This window comes from Thioclava nitratireducens (assembly GCF_001940525.2).
GTDB lineage: Bacteria > Pseudomonadota > Alphaproteobacteria > Rhodobacterales > Rhodobacteraceae > Thioclava > Thioclava nitratireducens.
In genome coordinates this window covers 843,395-860,219 of the sequence record NZ_CP019437.1, presented here as the reverse complement: position 1 = coordinate 860,219, position 16,825 = coordinate 843,395, and the positions used below count along the sequence as shown (strand labels likewise).

The window sequence follows — 16,825 nt, the reverse complement described above, 5'->3', positions numbered from 1 at the left end:
GCGCGGGTCCGACTATCGAGGGCGCAGCACGCAGGGATGGCTTGACGATGGAAGAGGACAGCGCCGGAGGCAGCCCCGCCTGCTTCGCCCATCTGCTGGTCGACGGACACCCCGTCGATCCCGAGACCGCCCGCGACGTGGCGCGGTTCAGACGGGCCGAGCGCGCGCGGCTGCTCAAGTTACGCACCCTGTGCGCGGACGATCGAGAGCGCGCGACCGCCTGCCTGATCGAAGGTCTCGACCGGCTCGTCGCCCCCCGAGCGGGCCGGACCGTCGCCGTCTACTGGCCGATCAGGGGCGAGCCGGACCTGCGACCGTGGATGTGCAGGGTCCACGAGGCAGGGACGCAGATCCTGTTGCCCGTCGTCACCGCGAAAGATGCGCCGCTGGAATTCCACACTTGGAGCCCGGACTGCCGGATGGCGCGCGGCATCTGGAACATCCTCGTGCCGGCTTCTGGCGAACCCAGACGCCCGGACGTGGTGATCGCGCCGCTCGTGGGTGTCGACGAGACCCTTCACCGCCTCGGCAACGGCGGCGGCTATTACGACCGGACGCTGGCACGGATCGAGACGCCGCTGCGGACCATCGGCGTCGGGTTTGCGGGCTGCCAACTGCCCACGATCTATCCGATGCCCTGGGACGTGCCGATGGACGAGGCGCTCTTGTCGGACGGGACGCACCTGAAGAGGTAGCGCGCTGAAGTATCTGCCTGTCAGGTGCCCCCCCCCAACGTTCACCGATCGCCTCGATCGGCAGCCCGCGACATTCAGTGCGTTCAGCGGGGACGTGCGCAGCCATGGCGCTTGACAGCGTCGGCGCGCGCGAGCATTCGGTCTAAAAAAATGAAAATGCCGGAGGGTTTGCATCTTGCAGTTGACCAGACTTGTCTATTCATCCAGGCACCGCGATCTGCAGCCTGAAACCGTCGACGATATCCTCGAGAAATCCCGCATCAATAATTTGCGTGATGGCATCACGGGCGCCCTGATCGTCAGTGATCGCAGTTTCATGCAACTTCTCGAGGGTGAGCGGGACGCGGTCGCAAAATGTCTGCTCCGCCTGCTGGGCGATCCTCGGCACGACGATATCCGTATCTTATGTGCAGGGGACGCGGAACATCGCCTCTTCGCGGAATGGAGCATGCACCTGATCCAGACGTCCGGGATAAAACGGGAGATCCTGAGCCGCTACGAAATCGACGGCAGCTTCGCACCGGAAAAGATGACACAAGCGGCCATTGAGGATCTCTGCAAGGTTCTCTCGAAAGACGACTGGGAAGAAATCGCCGCCTAGCAGGAAACGACCTCGCCGATCGTTCCGAAGATACCAGCCTTCGTTGAGGCGTCCGCGCCTCCATCTCAAAAGGTTCGTCACCCCCCAGTGGGCGACATCCGCAGACCGGGGCCACCGCCCCGAGGAAGGTCATAGCGCCCGGATCACACGGATCTTCCCGGCTCTTTCCTTGGACAGCGCCAAAGTCCCGCTATGTCTACGAGGACTCTTCGAGGCGATGCGAAGGCGGAGAGACAAAAACGGGGCGCCGGTCGGAAGATCGTCGTGCCGATGGAATTGCGGCGTCCGGCTGTGCATTGCCGAGCCTGACGCACCAACAAGACGGAGATTTCAAGGTGAGTGATAGCGACGATTACGTGCCTCCCCGGGTATGGACTTGGTCTCAGGAAAGCGGCGGACGTTTCGCCAGCATCAACCGCCCCATTGCGGGGCCGACCCATGACAAGTCGCTGCCCGTGGGCGAGCATCCCTTCCAGCTCTATTCCCTCGCGACCCCCAACGGTCAGAAGGTGACGATCATGTTCGAGGAGCTTCTCGAACTTGGTCACGAGGACGCGGAATACGACGCCTGGCTGATCGATATCAGCAAGGGTGACCAGTTCGGCTCCGGCTTCGTCGAGATCAACCCGAACTCCAAGATCCCGGCCCTGATGGACCGCTCCGGCCCCGAGCCGATCCGGGTCTTCGAATCCGGTGCGATCCTGACCTATCTGGCCGAGAAATTCGGGGCGTTCCTGCCGACCGAGCCGGCCAAGCGCGCCGAATGCCTGTCCTGGCTGTTCTGGCAGATGGGCAGCGGGCCCTATCTGGGCGGAGGTTTCGGGCATTTCTACGCCTATGCGCCGACCAAGATGGAATACCCGATCAACCGCTTCGCGATGGAGGTCAAACGCCAGCTCGACGTTCTCGACCGCCGCCTCGCCGAAACGCCCTATCTGGCGGGCGACGAGTACACCATCGCCGATATCGCGGTCTTCCCGTGGTATGGCGGGCTGGTGAAGGGATGGCTCTATGACGCGGCGGAGTTCCTGTCGGTGCATGAATACAAGAACGTGCTACGTTGGGCCGACACGATTTTCGAACGTCCTGCGGTGAAGCGGGGCCGAATGGTCAACCGCACGAACGGCGATCCGGCGGAACAACTCCACGAACGCCATTCCGCGCGCGACTTCGAGACGAAGACCCAAGACAAGGTCTGAGCGACCGACCCGTTTTGGATGATTTGGCCCCGGCGCAACTGTCGCGCCGGGGCCTTTGCATGAAGCGATATGAACGCGATCGCGACGAAACCGACCGGCACGAGGCCTGTCTCCGGGAACACGCGGCCTCCGGACCTGTTGTTTCTGAATGAGCAAGAAGATCGAACCATCGGCAAGCCACGCGGGCGGGTCCGCTGCGACCTCGAATGACGCTCAAGCGGGGCCCGAAGCTGTCCCGACAATGATCGAGCGGCTGCAGCGGCTCACCGAGGGGCAAGAGACCATTACGCTCGGCGAACTGACCAAGGAAATCGGCTCGCAGGGCCATGCGCCGCTGCTGATGATCGCCGCGATCTTCATGATCCTCCCGGTCGGCATGATCCCCGGCATTGGCGGTGCGCTCGGGACTCTGGTCGCGCTTATCGGGTTCTACACGCTCCTCGGTCGAAACGGCATCTGGTTGCCGGGCTTCTTGGCCAAACGCGAGATCCCGGCGGACCGCGTTCGCAAGGCGGCCGAAAGACTGCGTCCGGCCGCTGACTGGCTGCGCAGGCATATGCATCGCAGATGGGAGCCCCTCGCCCGCGGCAACGTCTCGATCTCCGCGATCGCGGTGATCCTTATCGTGACCGGGGGATCCTTGCTTATCCTCGGGGCCATCCCGGTAACGGTTCCCTTGGTCGGGCTTCCGATCACGGCGTTTTCTCTTGGGATTCTGGCGCGTGACGGGGTGATCGTGGCCGTCGGTTACGCATTGCTACTGATCGCTGGCGGCGCCGTCTGGCTGATGCTCTGAGCCGCAATCGCAGCACCAGTTCGGGCCAAGGATCGCTTGATTCGGCCTCCCCCGCCTCCGCCTACACCACATCCTCGGGCGCAAGGCGACAGGCCTTGGCGGGGTCGGTCTCGACTTGCAAGGTAGCGTGTCCGATCCCGTGATGTTCGTGCAGCTCATCGGCCGCGTTCAGCAGGAAAGCGTCATCGGGCCGACCCTCCGGCATCACCAGGTGGCAGGTGAGGGCCGTGTCCGTCGTGCTCAGCGCCCAGACGTGCAGATCGTGCAGGCTGGCGACGCCGGGCAGGTTCTCCAGCCGGGCCCGCACGTCCTCCAGATCGATCCCCGGAGGCACGGTATCCATCGCCAGCTTCACGCTGTCGCGCAGCAGGCCCCATGTGCCCACCAGGATCACCGCAGCGATCACCAAGCTGAAAACCGGGTCCAGCCATTGCCAGCCGAACCACATGATCAGCAGCGCCGCAACGATCACACCTGCGGTGACGGCGGCGTCGGCGGCCATGTGCAGGAAGGCGCCCTTGATGTTGAGGTCGCTGTTGCGGCCGCGCATGAACAGAAGGGCGGTGCCGGTGTTGACGATCAGCCCCACCACGGCGACCCAGAGGATGGTGTCGCTGCCCACGGGCTGCGGGTCGAGCAGGCGGCGAACGGCCTCCCAGACGATGGCGCCGACCGCGACCAGAAGGATGACCGCATTCGCCAGGGAGGCGAGGATCGGCGCGCGTTTGTAGCCATAGGTCTTGCGTCCCGAGGGCGGCTTGCGCTCCAGCCAGGTCGCGAACCAGGCGATGGCGAGGCCGAACACGTCCGACAGGTTATGCCCGGCATCGGCCAGCAGCGCGAGCGAGCCCGAGATCAGACCGAAGGCGGCCTCAAGACAGACGTAGAGCGTATTCAGTGCAATGCCGATGGCAAACGCCTTGCCGAATGTCGCCGGCGCATGAGAATGCCCCGGTCCGCCATGTCCATGGTCGTGGCTGTGACTGTGGTCGTGTGCCATGTCGGCGCGTGTTCCGGCGTTGCTGCTGAGCTCGTGGAGGCAACGACGGAAGGGGCCGAAGGTTCCTTGGCCTGGGTCCGGCCCCGTGGCGCATCGGGCGCGGAGCCATGGCAAAGGTTCGCATAGCCTGGTGGAGACGGCGAGCGAAGCCTCGCGATGACGCCACTTTGCGAAAGGCGTGCTGCAGGCGGAGGCTCCGTGGTCATTTCGTCCCGCGGAGCCTTCCGCGAGCATAGCATAGACCCGCGAGACAGCCGCGCCTCACGCCCTGCCCCGCCTGCCCGGATTCAGCGCCGGTTCATCGCATCGCGCAGCGCCGCGCCGAAGGCACCATTGCCGCTGTCTTTTGCTGGCGCCTTGCCTTGCCCCTTGCCGGCCCCTTTGCCACGGGGGCCTTGCGGGCCGGGTTTACCCCGATCCTGCCCCTTGTCTTGCCGCGCCGGGCCGTTGCCCCGCGCAGGAGCGCCGCCCTCGGATTGCTTGCGCATCGACAGGCCGATCCGTTTGCGCGGGATGTCGACCTCGGTCACGCGCACGCGCACCACGTCGCCCGCCTTCACCACCTCATGCGGATCCTTCACGAAGCGATCGGCGAGCTGGCTGACATGCACCAGACCGTCCTGATGCACGCCGATATCCACGAAAGCGCCAAAGGCTGCGACGTTGGTCACGGTGCCCTCGAGGCTCATCCCCGGCTTGAGATCCTTGATGTCCTCGACCCCGTCGGTGAATTGCGCGGTCTTGAAGGTGGGGCGCGGATCGCGACCGGGTTTTTCCAGTTCCGCGAAGATATCGCGAATGGTGGGCAGGCCGAACTCGTCGGTCACGAACTGCTCTGCACGCAGGCCTTTCAACGCCGTCGGCTGGCCCATGATCTCGCGGATGTCGCGGCCGCAGCTTTGCACGATCTTGCGCGCGACCGCGTAGGCTTCGGGGTGGACGGACGAGGCATCGAGCGGCTCTTCGCCATCGCGGATACGCAGGAAGCCCGCGCATTGCTCGAAGGCCTTGGGGCCGAGCCCCGCCACTTCCATCAGCGCACGGCGCGAGGGGAAGGCGCCATGCGCGTCGCGATGCGCGACGATGGCCTGAGCCAGCGCGGGACCAAGCCCCGCCACCTGCGCCAGAAGCGGCGCGGAGGCCATGTTCAGGTCCACGCCCACCGCGTTCACCGCATCCTCGACGACCGCCTCCAGCGCCTGCGACAGGCGGCGCTGATCCACGTCGTGCTGATATTGCCCGACGCCGATGCTCTGCGGTTCGATCTTCACCAGTTCCGCCAGCGGGTCCTGCAGGCGCCGCGCGATCGAGACCGCGCCGCGCAAGCTGACATCCAGATCGGGGAATTCGCGCGCGGCCAGTTCCGAAGCCGAATAGACCGACGCCCCGGCTTCCGAGACCACCACTTTCGTCGGCGCGCGCACCCCCGGCGGCAGCAGCTTCAGGGTATCCGCGACCATCCGTTCGGTCTCGCGGCTGGCGGTGCCGTTGCCGATCGCGATCAGCTCGATCCCGTGGCGCTTGACCATGTCGATGATCTTCGCCTCGGCGCCGCGCAGGTCCATCTTCGGCTGGAACGGGTAGAGCGTCGCGGTCTCCAGAAGCTTGCCGGTCGCATCGACCACCGCCGCCTTCACCCCGGTGCGGATGCCCGGATCGAGGCCGAGCGTCGCGCGCGGACCGGCCGGGGCAGCCAGAAGCAGATCGTGCAGGTTGCGCGCGAAGACTTTGATCGCCTCGTCATGGGCGCGCTGACGCAGCTCACCCAGCAGATCCACATAGAGCGAAACCGAGAATTTCACCCGCCAGGCCCACCGCGCCACGTCGCGCAGCCACAGATCGCCCGGGCGTCCGGCCTGCGTGTCGAGGGTCGCTGCGATCTTGCCGATCGCGCGGTCTTCACCGGTCTCCGGATCGGGCGCGATCTCCATCGTCACGATCTCTTCCTTCGCGGCGCGCAGGATGGCAAGTGCCCGGTGGCCGGGAATGTCGGCCCATTTCTCGCGATGGTCGAAATAATCCGAGAACTTCGCGCCCGCCTCTTCCTTGCCCGGCACGACGCGCGCGGCGATGAAGGCCTCGGCGCGCATGAAATCGCGCAAATTGCCAAGCAGCTCGGCGTTTTCCGACAGTTCCTCGGTCAGGATGTCGCGCGCGCCGGTCAGGGCGTCCTTCGGCGTGGGCACGGCCTCGGTAACGTAATCCTCGGCCAGCACTTCAGGCGCGGCGTTCCGGTCTTCCTGAATGGCGCGCAACAGCGGCTCCAGCCCGTTCTCGCGCGCGATCATCGCCTTGGTGCGGCGCTTGGGCTTGAAGGGCAGGTAGATATCCTCGAGCGCCGCCTTGCTTTCGGCCCGCGCGATCGAGCGCGCCAGATCGTCGGTCAGCTTGCCCTGCTCGCGGATCGAGTTGAGGATCGTCTCGCGCCGCGCCTCCATCTCGCGCAGGTAACCCAGCCGTTCCGAGAGCGTCCGCAGCTGCGTATCGTCGAGCCCGCCCGTGACCTCCTTGCGGTAGCGCGCCACGAAGGGCACGGTCGCCCCGCCATCGAGAAGCCCGATCGCCGCGGTCACCTGCGCGGGCTGCGCCGCGATATCCGTGGCAATGGTCTGCGCGATGCGGGCTTGGACGGGGGCGGAATCGGTGTGGGCCAAGGCTGTCTCCTGAAAGTCGGGCCGCCAGCAATACCCGCCTCCTCGAGCGGGGAAAAGGGGCAAGGCCGGGGGCGGGCCGGATTGCGCTGGTCTGTTGACGGACGGATCGGTTCGATATTGGTGTTTGCAGGGAGATTGGCTGCGCCTCTTGTCGCGAAAGCTTTTCATCCGACGCAGTTAGCGTGGTTCGGGACTCCGTTTCAGGCCTTGAGACGAAAATCGGACAGGAAAGCGGCGAGCGCGGAGACCGCCTGCCCCATATCGCCGGCGCTCGCATATTCGGCCGGGTTATGGCTGATCCCGCCCTTGCAGCGCAAAAACAGCATCGTGATCGGGCAGAGATCGGCCATGGCGGAAGCGTCATGCGTGGCCCCCGAGGGCAGCTCCGGCGCGGCCTCTCCGGTCACGTTGCGCACAGCTGCGGCGAGCCCCTCTCGCAGCGCTGCATCGCAGGCTTGGGCGGGCTGCGCATAGGTCTTCTCGATCTCGATCTGCGTCGCCGTCGCCTCCGCGATCAGCGCGCAGAGCGGGCCAAGCGCCGCGCCCATTGCGGCACGGGCCGGGTCTTCGGCGGCGCGGATCTCAATGGTCAGATCGACCCGCGCGGGAATCGCGTTGACCACGTTGGGCGAGACATCGAGCTGCCCGACCGTCGCCCGGATACCGTGATCGCGCGCCATATCGTGCACGCCGCGCACCAGATCCGAGGCTGCCAGCAGCGCGTCGTGGCGCATCTCCATCGGCACGGTGCCCGCATGTCCCGCTTCGCCGGTGATCGTGACGCGATGCCGCTCGATCCCGGAAATCGCGGTGACGACGCCGAGCGGCTTGTCTTCGCCCTCAAGCACCGGGCCCTGTTCGATATGCAGCTCCACATAGCCCGCGACACTGACCGGATCGCGCGCCAGCGCCGCGGTGCCCTCCGGGTCTCCGCCAAAGGCCTCGAGCGCCGCGCCGAGGCTTACGCCCGTCTTGTCCACCATCGCGAAAACGGACGGATCGAGCGTGCCGGCCAAGGCGCGCGGTCCGATCAGCGCGGTCGGGAAACGCACGCCTTCCTCATCAGCGAAGGCCAGCACTTCCACGGAAAACGGCAGAGCGCGATCGCCAATCGCCTCGAGCGCCAGGCATCCCAGCGCCACCCCCATGATCCCGTCGAACGCACCACCGGCACGCACGCTGTCCTGATGAGAGCCGATCAGCAGCGTGGGTGCCCCCTCAGGCCCTTCCCTCCGCCCGATCAGCGTGCCCGCCGCATCGAGCGTGACCTTGCAGCGCGCTTTCTGCATCCAATCCGTGATGATCTCCAGCGCCGCCTCGTGCTCGGGACCGAAAGGCAGCCGGGTCACGCCGGGACCGGGCTCGGAGACTTTCGCGATCGTCTCCAGCCGCTCTTGCGCTACTGCACCCCAATCCTGCATGGCACCACCTCTATTTATCATGATAAATAGTTGTCTACTCTTTTGACGTGAATTGGTCTAGGAGAAACGCCAGTGTGTTTCCCCAACAGAGATCCGATGCCCCGCAAGCCCGCCACCGAACCGAGACGCTCTCGCCCCGCCCGCGTCGCCGATCAGATCAAGGACTGGGTTGTCGCGCAGCGCCTGAAGAAGGGCGATCGCCTGCCTGGCGAGACGGAGATGATCGAACGGTTCGGCATGGCCAAGGGCACGATCCGCGAGGCGATGCGACTGCTGGAGGCCCAGGGACTGGTGACCACGCGCACCGGGCCGGGCGGCGGTTCCTTCGTGGGGGAAGTCAGCGAAGAACGCGCCAGAGCGCTTCTCGGCAACTACTTCTATTTCAAGGATCTCACCGTCGCGGATATCTACCAGATTCGCCGTGCGCTGGAGCCCGAGGTGGCGGCGAGTCTTGCCGGCAGGCTGTCCCCCGACGATCTGGCCGAGCTGGAAGCGCTGGTCGCGCGCTACTCCGTCCCTGCATCCACGCCCGAGGAAGAACGCGAGCAGCATGTGCAATCTCTGCAGTTCCACGCAGCGCTGGCGCGGCATTCAGACAATCCGCTCCTGTCTTTCCTGATCCGCTTCATGGCGCAGATCCTGTCGGACCTGACGGTCTACAAAAAGCTATACGCCCCGCCCAATCGCGAGCTTTGGGAGAGCGGGCGCAACCACCAGATCGCCCTGATCGACGCCCTGCGCGAGGGCCGCGCCGAGGACGCCCGCAAGATCATGGCCGATCACATGGCCACCGCCCAGCGCTTCATGGAGGCGCAGGAGGCGGAGGTGATGAAACGGTTCATCGCCGAGTAACGCGGGTTTTCGCGCCGAGCGCCGCGCCCGAGCCTCGGGTGGCCGCTTTGTAACGCGTGTCGCTTAGTGACTTATTTCGCAAACCCTAAATGCGTTGATGCCTGCGCCGAGGCCGCCAATGCGCCCTTCCGGGGGGAGGGTTGGGCGCGGCCCCGGGCCGGTCACCCCGCGCCAAGTTCCGACCTATTCCGTCCCGGTCTCGGGCAGCGGGAGGGGTTCGGGCTCGACCAGATCGGGCGCGCGATAAGGGTCGTCGAGGGTCGGCACGACACGCGTCCAGCCGTGATAGGGCTCGGCCCGGGCGGCGGCGAGCAGGTCGGCCAGATCTTCGAGCGGTTTGGCGGAGCGGTCGATGCGCAGCGTCAGCGGCGTGGCTGCACGCGAGGCAACCAGCAACGCTGCCGAGAGCAAGCCGCGACTGTCGCCCCCTGCCCGCGCGCCCGCGACGAGGGCCGCCATCAGCCGGTCGGGCATCGCGCCCTTCGTTGACAGGTAGGTATCGCGCACCGCGGCGATTACCGACCAATCGGCGAGCATATTGCCCGAGACCACCACGCCCCGCCCTTCCAGCGCGCCACAGATCGGAACGGACATTTCCCCGGTAAAATGGCCCGTGTTCCCGTGCAGATCGATCGCGGCCAGTTGGCGGTGGGCGCGTCCGGTATCCGGGTCCGTCACCTGGGCCACGGCGTCGCCGGCGGACATCCCTGTCTTCATCTTCTCCAGCACATCCTCGCCCCAGAGTGTCGATGGCGCGGTACCTTGGCTTGCCGACAATCCCGATTCGGCCCCGCCGCGCAGCACCCAGCCGCCGACGCACAGGCTGCCCGTCATGGCCGCCCCGCCAAAGGTGCCTGTTTTTTCGTCATATGCCAGAATTGATACCGTCACGGCGGAACTCCGTTGATCTGCGCCCTTGCATTTATCATGATAATTTGCCCTCATGCAATCATCACCAATAAAAATCAGCCATGCTGAACAGGAGAGGTAACATGACGAAACTCACCCTTACGCGGCGCGGTCTTCTGATCTCGGGCGTGGCGACGGGCGTCCTGATGGGAACCGGTCTGCCCTCGATGGCGGCGACCCCGCCAGGCGTTCTGGTCGTCGGCCAGATCGCGGAACCCAAGGCGCTCGATCCGGCGGCGGTCACCGCTGTGAACGACTTCCGCATCCTGATGAATCTCTATGATGGGCTGGTGCGCTACAAATCCGGCACGCTCGAAGTCGAACCGGCCCTCGCCGAGAGCTGGGACATCTCCGACGATGGCAAAACCTACACGTTCCATCTGCGTCAGGGCGTGAAATTCCATGACGGGTCCGATTTCGACGCCGAGGCGGTGAAGTTCAACTTCGAGCGGATGCTCGACGAGAACCACCCCTATTACCACACCGGCCCCTTCCCGCTCGCCTTCTTCTTCTCGAGCGTGGACACGATCGACGCGAAAGACCCCCAAACCGTGGTGTTCACGCTGAAAGAGCCCTATGCGCCCTTCCTGTCGAACCTCGCCTATCCGACGGGGCTGATCGTCTCGCCGACGGCGGTGAAGAAATTCGACAAGGATTTCGGCCGCAACCCGGTCGGCACCGGACCCTTCACCTTCAAGGAATGGCGCCCCAACGAGGCCGTCGTGGTCGAGGGCAACCCCGACTACTGGGACACGCCCACCGCGCTCAAGGCGGTCATCTTCCGCCCGATCACGGATGCCAATACCCGCGTGGCCGAGATGCTGGCCGGCGGGATCGACCTGATGGTCGAGGTGCCGCCCGTGGCGCTCAAGGAGTTCCAGAACGACAAGTATCACCTTGTCGAGCAGGCGGGGCCGCATCTGTGGTTCCTGATCCTCGATTGCGCCAAGGGGCCGTTCAAGGACAAGAAAGCCCGTCAGGCCGCGAACTACGCGATCAACAAGGAAGCGATCGTCAACGACGTGCTCGAAGGCACGGCGACGGTCGCCAACGGCCCGACGCCCGCGGCCTTCGCGTGGGCGCATGACGACAGCCTCGACCCCTATCCCTACGATCCGGAGAAAGCCAAGGCGCTTCTGAAAGAGGCTGGCGTGGCCGAGGGCACGGAAGTGACCTTCTACGTCACCGATGGCGGCTCGGGGATGCTCGACCCGGTGGCGATGGGCACCGCGATCCAGGCCGACCTGAAGGCGGTGGGGCTGAACGCAAAGATCGAAACCTTCGAGTGGAACACCTTCCTCGGAAAGGTGAACCCGGGGCTCGACTCGAACGGGCAACATGTCGACATGGCCGAGATGGCATGGATGACGAACGACCCCGACACCCTGCCCTATCTTGCGCTGCGCACCGATGCCTGGCCCGACAAGGGCGGGTTCAACTCGGGCTATTACTCGAACCCCGAGGTCGACAAGCTGCTCGAAGAGGCGCGCACCGCAACCGATCAGTCCAAGCGCGCCGAGCTCTACAAGAAGATGCAGCAGATCGTGCATGACGACGCGCCTTGGGTCTTCGTGGCGAACTGGAAGCAGAACGCGGTGACCAACGACAAAGTGTCGGACTTCACGCTGCAGCCCTCGTTCTTCCTGCTCCTCAAGGACGTGACGAAGGCCTGATCTTTCCGGGGTGCGCGGGCCACGACAGGCCCGCGCACCCCTTTTTCCATCCTTTGCGCGTCACCCAAAGGGAGACCAATGGGCAGCTATATCCTCAAACGGCTCTTGCTGGCGGTGCCCGTGATCCTCGGGATCACGGTGATCGTTTTCCTGATCATGGCGATGATCCCAGGCGACCCGGCCACCGCGATCCTTGGAAGCTATGCCACCCCCGAGAACGTGGCGCGGCTGAACCGCGATCTGGGCCTCGATCAGCCCTTGGTGGCGCGCTATTTCATCTGGCTGGGGAACATGCTTCACGGCGATTTCGGGCAGAGCTTCTCGCTCAACCGTCCCGTTATCGACGAGGTGCTGGAGCGGTTCAACAACACGCTGATCCTTGCGGGCACCTCCTTCGTTCTATGCACGGTTTTCGGCATTCTCGCAGGCGTAATTTCGGCCGCGCGTCAGTATGGATTCGCCGACAAGGCAATCACCTTCGTGGTGCTTCTGGGCATCTCGATCCCGTCCTTCTTCCTCGGAATGATGATGATCCTGATCTTTGCGGTGGACCTGCAATGGCTGCCGGTCTCGGGGATGTATGCGATCTATGGCGGCGGCGACCTGCCCGACCTGATCCATCATCTCACGATGCCCGCGCTGGCACTTGCGGTAGTGGCGACCGGCGTGGTGGCGCGGCTGTCGCGCTCGGCCATGCTGGAGGTGCTGCGGCAGGATTTCATCCGCACCGCGCGCGCCAAGGGTGTGAAAGAGGGCCGCGTGATCTGGGGCCATGCGCTCCGTGCGGCGATGGTCTCGATCATTCCGGTGCTGGGCATTCAGGCGGGCTTCGTGCTGTCGGGCGCGGTCTATATCGAGATCGTCTTCCAGTGGCCCGGCATTGGGCGGATGCTGGTCGATGCGATCTTGCAGCGTGACATCCTGCTCGTCCAAGGCGGCGTCGTCTTCGTCGCCAGCTGCTATGTCATCTTCAACATCATCGTCGATGTCGCCCAGAGCCTTCTAGACCCGAGGATCAAGACATGAGCGCGTTCTTCAAACTTCTCGCGCGCAACCGTCTGGCGCTGGGGGGGCTGATCGTGATGGGACTGGTGGTTCTGATGGCGCTGATCACGCCGCTGCTGCCGCTCGCCGATCCGGATGCGACGAACACCGCGAACCGCTTCCTGCCGCCGTTTTCCGAGGGCGCGTTTCTGGGCACGGATGCATTGGGGCGCGATCTGCTCTCTCGGCTTCTCTGGGGCACGCGGTTGTCGCTGGCCGTGGGCTTTGCCGCCGCGCTTTTCGCGGCCGTCGCGGGCGCTGCGGTCGGCATCATCGCGGGCTTCTATGGCGGGCGGACCGACAACATCATCATGCGCGCCGTCGATATGCTGATGGCGTTCCCGTATATCCTGCTGGCGCTGGCGATCGTGGCCGCTCTCGGCCCCGGCCTCGTGAATGCGTTGATCGCGGTGGCGGTGGTCAATATCCCCTTCTTTGCGCGCAACATCCGCGGCATCACCGTGGGCCTCGCACATAAGGAATTCGTCGATGCGGCGAAGCTCGCGGGCATGTCCAATGCGCGCATCATCACCTCGGAGATTCTGCCCAACGTGGTGCCCGTCATCGTGATCGCGATGTCCACAACGATCGGCTGGATGATCCTCGAGACCGCCGGCCTGAGCTTCCTCGGCCTCGGCTCGCAGCCGCCGCAAGCCGATCTCGGGAGCATGCTGGGCGAGGCGCGCTCGGCGCTGATCACCAACCCGCATACCTCGGTCATTCCCGGCCTCATGATCCTGATCATCGTGATGAGCATCAACCTGCTGGGCGACGGCGTGCGCGACGCGCTCGACCCGCGGCTGAAATCGGGCGCGCTGAGCCGTCCGATGGCCGCGACCCGCGTTGAGCGCAAGGACCGTCCTGCGCCTGAACAGCCGACCGACGGCATCCTGAGCCTCGAGGACCTGCACACCCAGTTCCAAGTGAAGGACCGCATCTACAAGGCTGTTTCGGGCGTCTCGCTTTCGGTCAAACCTGGCGAATGTCTCGGGGTGATCGGCGAGAGCGGCTCGGGGAAATCGGTGACGGCACTGTCGATCATGGGGCTCGTGGCGTCACCGCCCGGCGTCATCACCGGGGGCGCTGCACGCCTTGAAGGCCGCGACATGATCGGCGCGCGCTATGGCGATCTGCGAAGTCTACGCGGTCGCCGCGTCGCCTATATCTTCCAAGACCCGCTGGCGACGCTCCACCCGCTCTACAAAGTTGGCGATCAACTGGTGGAAGCGATCTCGTGCCATCACCCGATCTCGAAATCCGAAGGGCGCGAAAAGGCGATCGAACTCCTGAAATCCGTGCGCATCCCCAATGCGGAGAGCCGCGTGGACAGCTATCCGCATGAGATGTCGGGCGGCATGCGTCAGCGCGTCGGCATCGCGATGGCGCTGGCCAACGACCCGGACGTGATCATCGCGGACGAGCCCACCACCGCGCTCGACGTGACGGTGCAGGCGCAGATCCTTTCGCTGCTCGACGATCTGCGGCGGGAACGCGGGCTCGCGATCATCTTCATTACCCATGATTTCGGCGTGGTGGCCCAGCTGTGCGACCGCGTGGCGGTGATGTATGCGGGCCGGATCGTCGAGGAAGGACCGACGATGGAGATCCTGCGCGCGCCCGCCCACCCCTACACGTCGCGCCTGATCGCCTGCGTGCCTGAACTGGGCGAGGGCAAACGCAAGCTCGAGGCGATCCCGGGCCTGCCGCCTTCGGTCGACAATCTGCCGGCAGGCTGTGCCTTTGCGGATCGCTGTCTGAAGGCGCAACCAGCCTGCAAAGAAGGCGAGATACTGCTCGAGGGGACCGGATCGCGCACCGTGCGCTGCCTCTATCCCGAGCCCAGTTTCGCGGAGGAGACCGCATGAGCATCGCCCTGCAGATCACCGACCTGTCGAAGACCTTCCCCGTCGGCAAGAAGCTGTTCGGCGGCACGAAAGGAGCCGTGAAAGCGGTCCACCCGATGACGCTGAGCGTGCAGACAGGCGAGACGCTCGGCATCGTGGGCGAGTCCGGCTGCGGCAAGTCCACGCTGGCGCGGATGTTGGTGGGCCTCCTGCCGCCGACCACCGGCACGATCGAAATCGAGGGCTCGGCCCTCGACAACGCGGACCCGGCCGAATTCGGCAAGCGCATCCAATATGTATTTCAGGACCCGATCAGCAGTCTCAACCCGCGCAAGACGATCCGGCAGATCATGGATGCGCCGCTGAAGCTGTTGCACGGAATGGACCGCGCCGCGCGCGAGAAACGTATTCTCGAGATTTTCGACAGCGTGAACCTGCGCGCCGATTTCCTCGATCGGTATCCGCATGAATTCTCCGGCGGTCAGGCGCAGCGCATCGGCATCGCACGCGCGCTTGCGGCGCAGGCCCGCATCCTGATCCTCGATGAACCCGTCTCCGCGCTCGATGTCTCGGTGCAGGCGCAGGTGCTGAACTTGCTGGCCGATCTGAAACGCGAATTCGGACTAACCTACCTGTTCATCAGCCACGATCTGGCAGTGGTCGAGGCGGTCAGCGACCGGATCGCGGTTCTCTATTTTGGCTCGGTGGTCGAGGAAGGCAGGGCCGAGGAGATTTTCGCCCATCCGCGCCACCCCTACACGAAGCTGCTGGCGGAAAGTGCGCCCGTAGTCGGTCGCGCGCTATCGGACCCGGAGCAGGGCCAAGCGGAACTGCCGAACCCGCTCAATCCGCCGAAGGGCTGCGCCTTCGCAAAACGCTGCCCTTATGCGAGCGAGCAATGTCTCGGCGCTCCCCCGCCCCTGACCGAAATAGGCGCCGATCAGAGGGTCGCCTGCTATCACCCCCTGCCGCCACCCGGGCACCTCTGACATTACCCTAATCGGGTGGCGGCGTTGATTTCTAGAATTTCCGCAGGCGAGTAGGGCTGTCCAGTCTGGTCCACGAGGTCGTGGAACCAAGCGCCGTCCTCGCCGATCTTGGTCGTGCCTGACACACCGTCGGGCCAAGGCAGCCAGGTTTGACTGCGGCCGCGCACGAAGCCCCATTGCAGCGCTCCGACGCCGGTTTCGCGAAACAGCGGGATCTGCTCGGCGATCGTGCTGTCGAGACTGCGTGCCATCCATTCAGTGCAGATCAAGGGCCGATTCAGCGCGCTGAGCGCCGTGATCGTCGCCTCCATTCTCGCGCGCGGCACATAGGCGTGGAAGGTCACGACATCGGAGAGCGCGAGCGCGGTTCGGTCAATCTCCGTCGCGTAGGATGTGCCCTCTCCAGGCACCGACCACGCGGCCACGGTAAGCGGCTGGCTCGGGGCGCACTCCCGCGCCCAGGCGAAGCAATCACGCATCAGCGACAGGCTCGCTTGCTCAAGCCTTTCTGAGTAGCTCTCATAGCGACCGGAGCGAAAAATCATCCGGTTTCCCGGCTCGTTATAGAGATCCCACAAGATGACGCGGGAATCTGCGCGGAACCGCATGACGATCGCGCGCAGATAGGTTTCCAGCTCGGGCCGACGGGACGGATCCTCGACGATCGCTCTGCCGGGGCTGCCCACGGCGCGACTGTTATGGACGGCGGGCACGGGGTCGGGCTGTGGCCCGGGCGTGGCCGGCTCGCCAGAGAATTCGCAATCGTCGAACGGGCAGAGAATGACGCCAAGACCGTGCGAAGCCGCGATGGCCAGAAAGCGGTCCACCCGGTCGAGCAGCCCGGTCCCCTCGGCCTGCCAGACGACGAAGGGCAGGTTGACGCGCACGACGTTGAACCCGATCTCGCGCGCCCAGCCCAGCTCGCGTTCGATGACCTCGGGGGCGAAATCCGCGCCGCGCCAGAACTCGACGAAGTTGACCGCGACGCTCGGCAGGTAGTTGAAGCCACAAAGCCATCCGATCTCGCGGCGCCATGCCCAGGCGCGTTCAACGCTCCACCGGTCTGCCTGCTCAAGCCTGTCGTCTTTCATCATATCCTCATGGGGCTGGGAGGTCCGGAGGCGTGCCGGTCGGACGCCTCCGGGGGT

14 protein-coding genes are annotated in these 16,825 nt (G+C 65.0%); 9 read left to right on the top strand and 5 right to left on the bottom strand.

Going from position 1 to position 16,825, the window contains the following annotated elements; all coding sequences use genetic code 11:
• The first annotated feature begins 47 nt into the window (after nt 1–47).
• The 4 genes from BMG03_RS04310 to BMG03_RS04295 all read left to right on the top strand — a co-directional run bounded on the left by BMG03_RS04310 (nt 48) and on the right by BMG03_RS04295 (nt 3,291).
• Nucleotides 48–695 (top strand): 5-formyltetrahydrofolate cyclo-ligase, encoded by a 648-nt coding sequence (locus BMG03_RS04310; protein WP_075777266.1) that lies wholly within the window; start codon nt 48–50, stop codon nt 693–695.
• A gap of 175 nt (nt 696–870) precedes the next feature.
• On the top strand, nt 871–1,296 hold the full coding sequence (locus BMG03_RS04305; protein ID WP_157771545.1) for a BLUF domain-containing protein: 426 nt from the start codon (nt 871–873) through the stop codon (nt 1,294–1,296).
• Nucleotides 1,297–1,631: 335 nt separating this feature from the next.
• Complete coding sequence (gene yghU, locus BMG03_RS04300; protein WP_075777265.1) at nt 1,632–2,495, top strand: glutathione-dependent disulfide-bond oxidoreductase; 864 nt, start codon at nt 1,632–1,634, stop codon at nt 2,493–2,495.
• Between the two features lie 148 nt (nt 2,496–2,643).
• Nucleotides 2,644–3,291: an exopolysaccharide biosynthesis protein gene (locus BMG03_RS04295; RefSeq protein ID WP_077701101.1), complete on the top strand. Its 648-nt coding sequence runs from the start codon at nt 2,644–2,646 to the stop codon at nt 3,289–3,291.
• Between the two features lie 61 nt (nt 3,292–3,352).
• Here the strand turns inward: BMG03_RS04295 and BMG03_RS04290 are convergent, their stop codons facing one another.
• The 3 genes from BMG03_RS04290 to BMG03_RS04280 form a co-directional block, all read right to left on the bottom strand.
• Nucleotides 3,353–4,291: a cation diffusion facilitator family transporter gene (locus tag BMG03_RS04290; protein ID WP_075777264.1), complete on the bottom strand. Its 939-nt coding sequence runs from the start codon at nt 4,289–4,291 to the stop codon at nt 3,353–3,355.
• 287 nt (nt 4,292–4,578) lie between these two features.
• Complete coding sequence (locus BMG03_RS04285) at nt 4,579–6,945, bottom strand: Tex family protein (RefSeq protein ID WP_075777263.1); 2,367 nt, start codon at nt 6,943–6,945, stop codon at nt 4,579–4,581.
• Between the two features lie 200 nt (nt 6,946–7,145).
• On the bottom strand, nt 7,146–8,366 hold the full coding sequence (locus BMG03_RS04280; RefSeq protein WP_075777262.1) for a M20 family metallo-hydrolase: 1,221 nt from the start codon (nt 8,364–8,366) through the stop codon (nt 7,146–7,148).
• Nucleotides 8,367–8,462: 96 nt separating this feature from the next.
• Here BMG03_RS04280 and BMG03_RS04275 point away from each other — a divergent pair, with 96 nt between their 5' ends.
• Nucleotides 8,463–9,218, top strand: a complete 756-nt coding sequence (locus tag BMG03_RS04275; protein WP_075777261.1) for a FadR/GntR family transcriptional regulator — start codon at nt 8,463–8,465, stop codon at nt 9,216–9,218.
• A 183-nt stretch (nt 9,219–9,401) separates the two neighbouring features.
• Here BMG03_RS04275 and BMG03_RS04270 read toward each other — a convergent pair whose 3' ends face one another.
• Nucleotides 9,402–10,163 (bottom strand): DUF1028 domain-containing protein, encoded by a 762-nt coding sequence (locus BMG03_RS04270; RefSeq protein ID WP_279627830.1) that lies wholly within the window; start codon nt 10,161–10,163, stop codon nt 9,402–9,404.
• 47 nt (nt 10,164–10,210) lie between these two features.
• Between BMG03_RS04270 and BMG03_RS04265 the strand changes: the two genes are divergently transcribed.
• From BMG03_RS04265 to BMG03_RS04250, 4 genes are all read left to right on the top strand, one after another.
• Nucleotides 10,211–11,800, top strand: a complete 1,590-nt coding sequence (locus tag BMG03_RS04265) for an ABC transporter substrate-binding protein (protein WP_075777259.1) — start codon at nt 10,211–10,213, stop codon at nt 11,798–11,800.
• 78 nt (nt 11,801–11,878) lie between these two features.
• Nucleotides 11,879–12,826, top strand: a complete 948-nt coding sequence (locus tag BMG03_RS04260) for an ABC transporter permease (protein WP_075777258.1) — start codon at nt 11,879–11,881, stop codon at nt 12,824–12,826.
• Nucleotides 12,823–14,709: a dipeptide/oligopeptide/nickel ABC transporter permease/ATP-binding protein gene (locus BMG03_RS04255; RefSeq protein ID WP_075777257.1), complete on the top strand. Its 1,887-nt coding sequence runs from the start codon at nt 12,823–12,825 to the stop codon at nt 14,707–14,709. Before BMG03_RS04260 ends, BMG03_RS04255 begins: the two co-directional genes overlap by 4 nt.
• Nucleotides 14,706–15,677 (top strand): ABC transporter ATP-binding protein, encoded by a 972-nt coding sequence (locus tag BMG03_RS04250; protein ID WP_075777256.1) that lies wholly within the window; start codon nt 14,706–14,708, stop codon nt 15,675–15,677. Before BMG03_RS04255 ends, BMG03_RS04250 begins: the two co-directional genes overlap by 4 nt.
• 2 nt (nt 15,678–15,679) lie before the next feature.
• Here the strand turns inward: BMG03_RS04250 and BMG03_RS04245 are convergent, their stop codons facing one another.
• The gene (locus BMG03_RS04245) at nt 15,680–16,771 is read right to left on the bottom strand and encodes a cellulase family glycosylhydrolase (RefSeq protein ID WP_208858031.1); all 1,092 of its coding nucleotides are present in this window, start codon (nt 16,769–16,771) and stop codon (nt 15,680–15,682) included.
• Between the last annotated feature and the right edge of the window lie 54 nt (nt 16,772–16,825).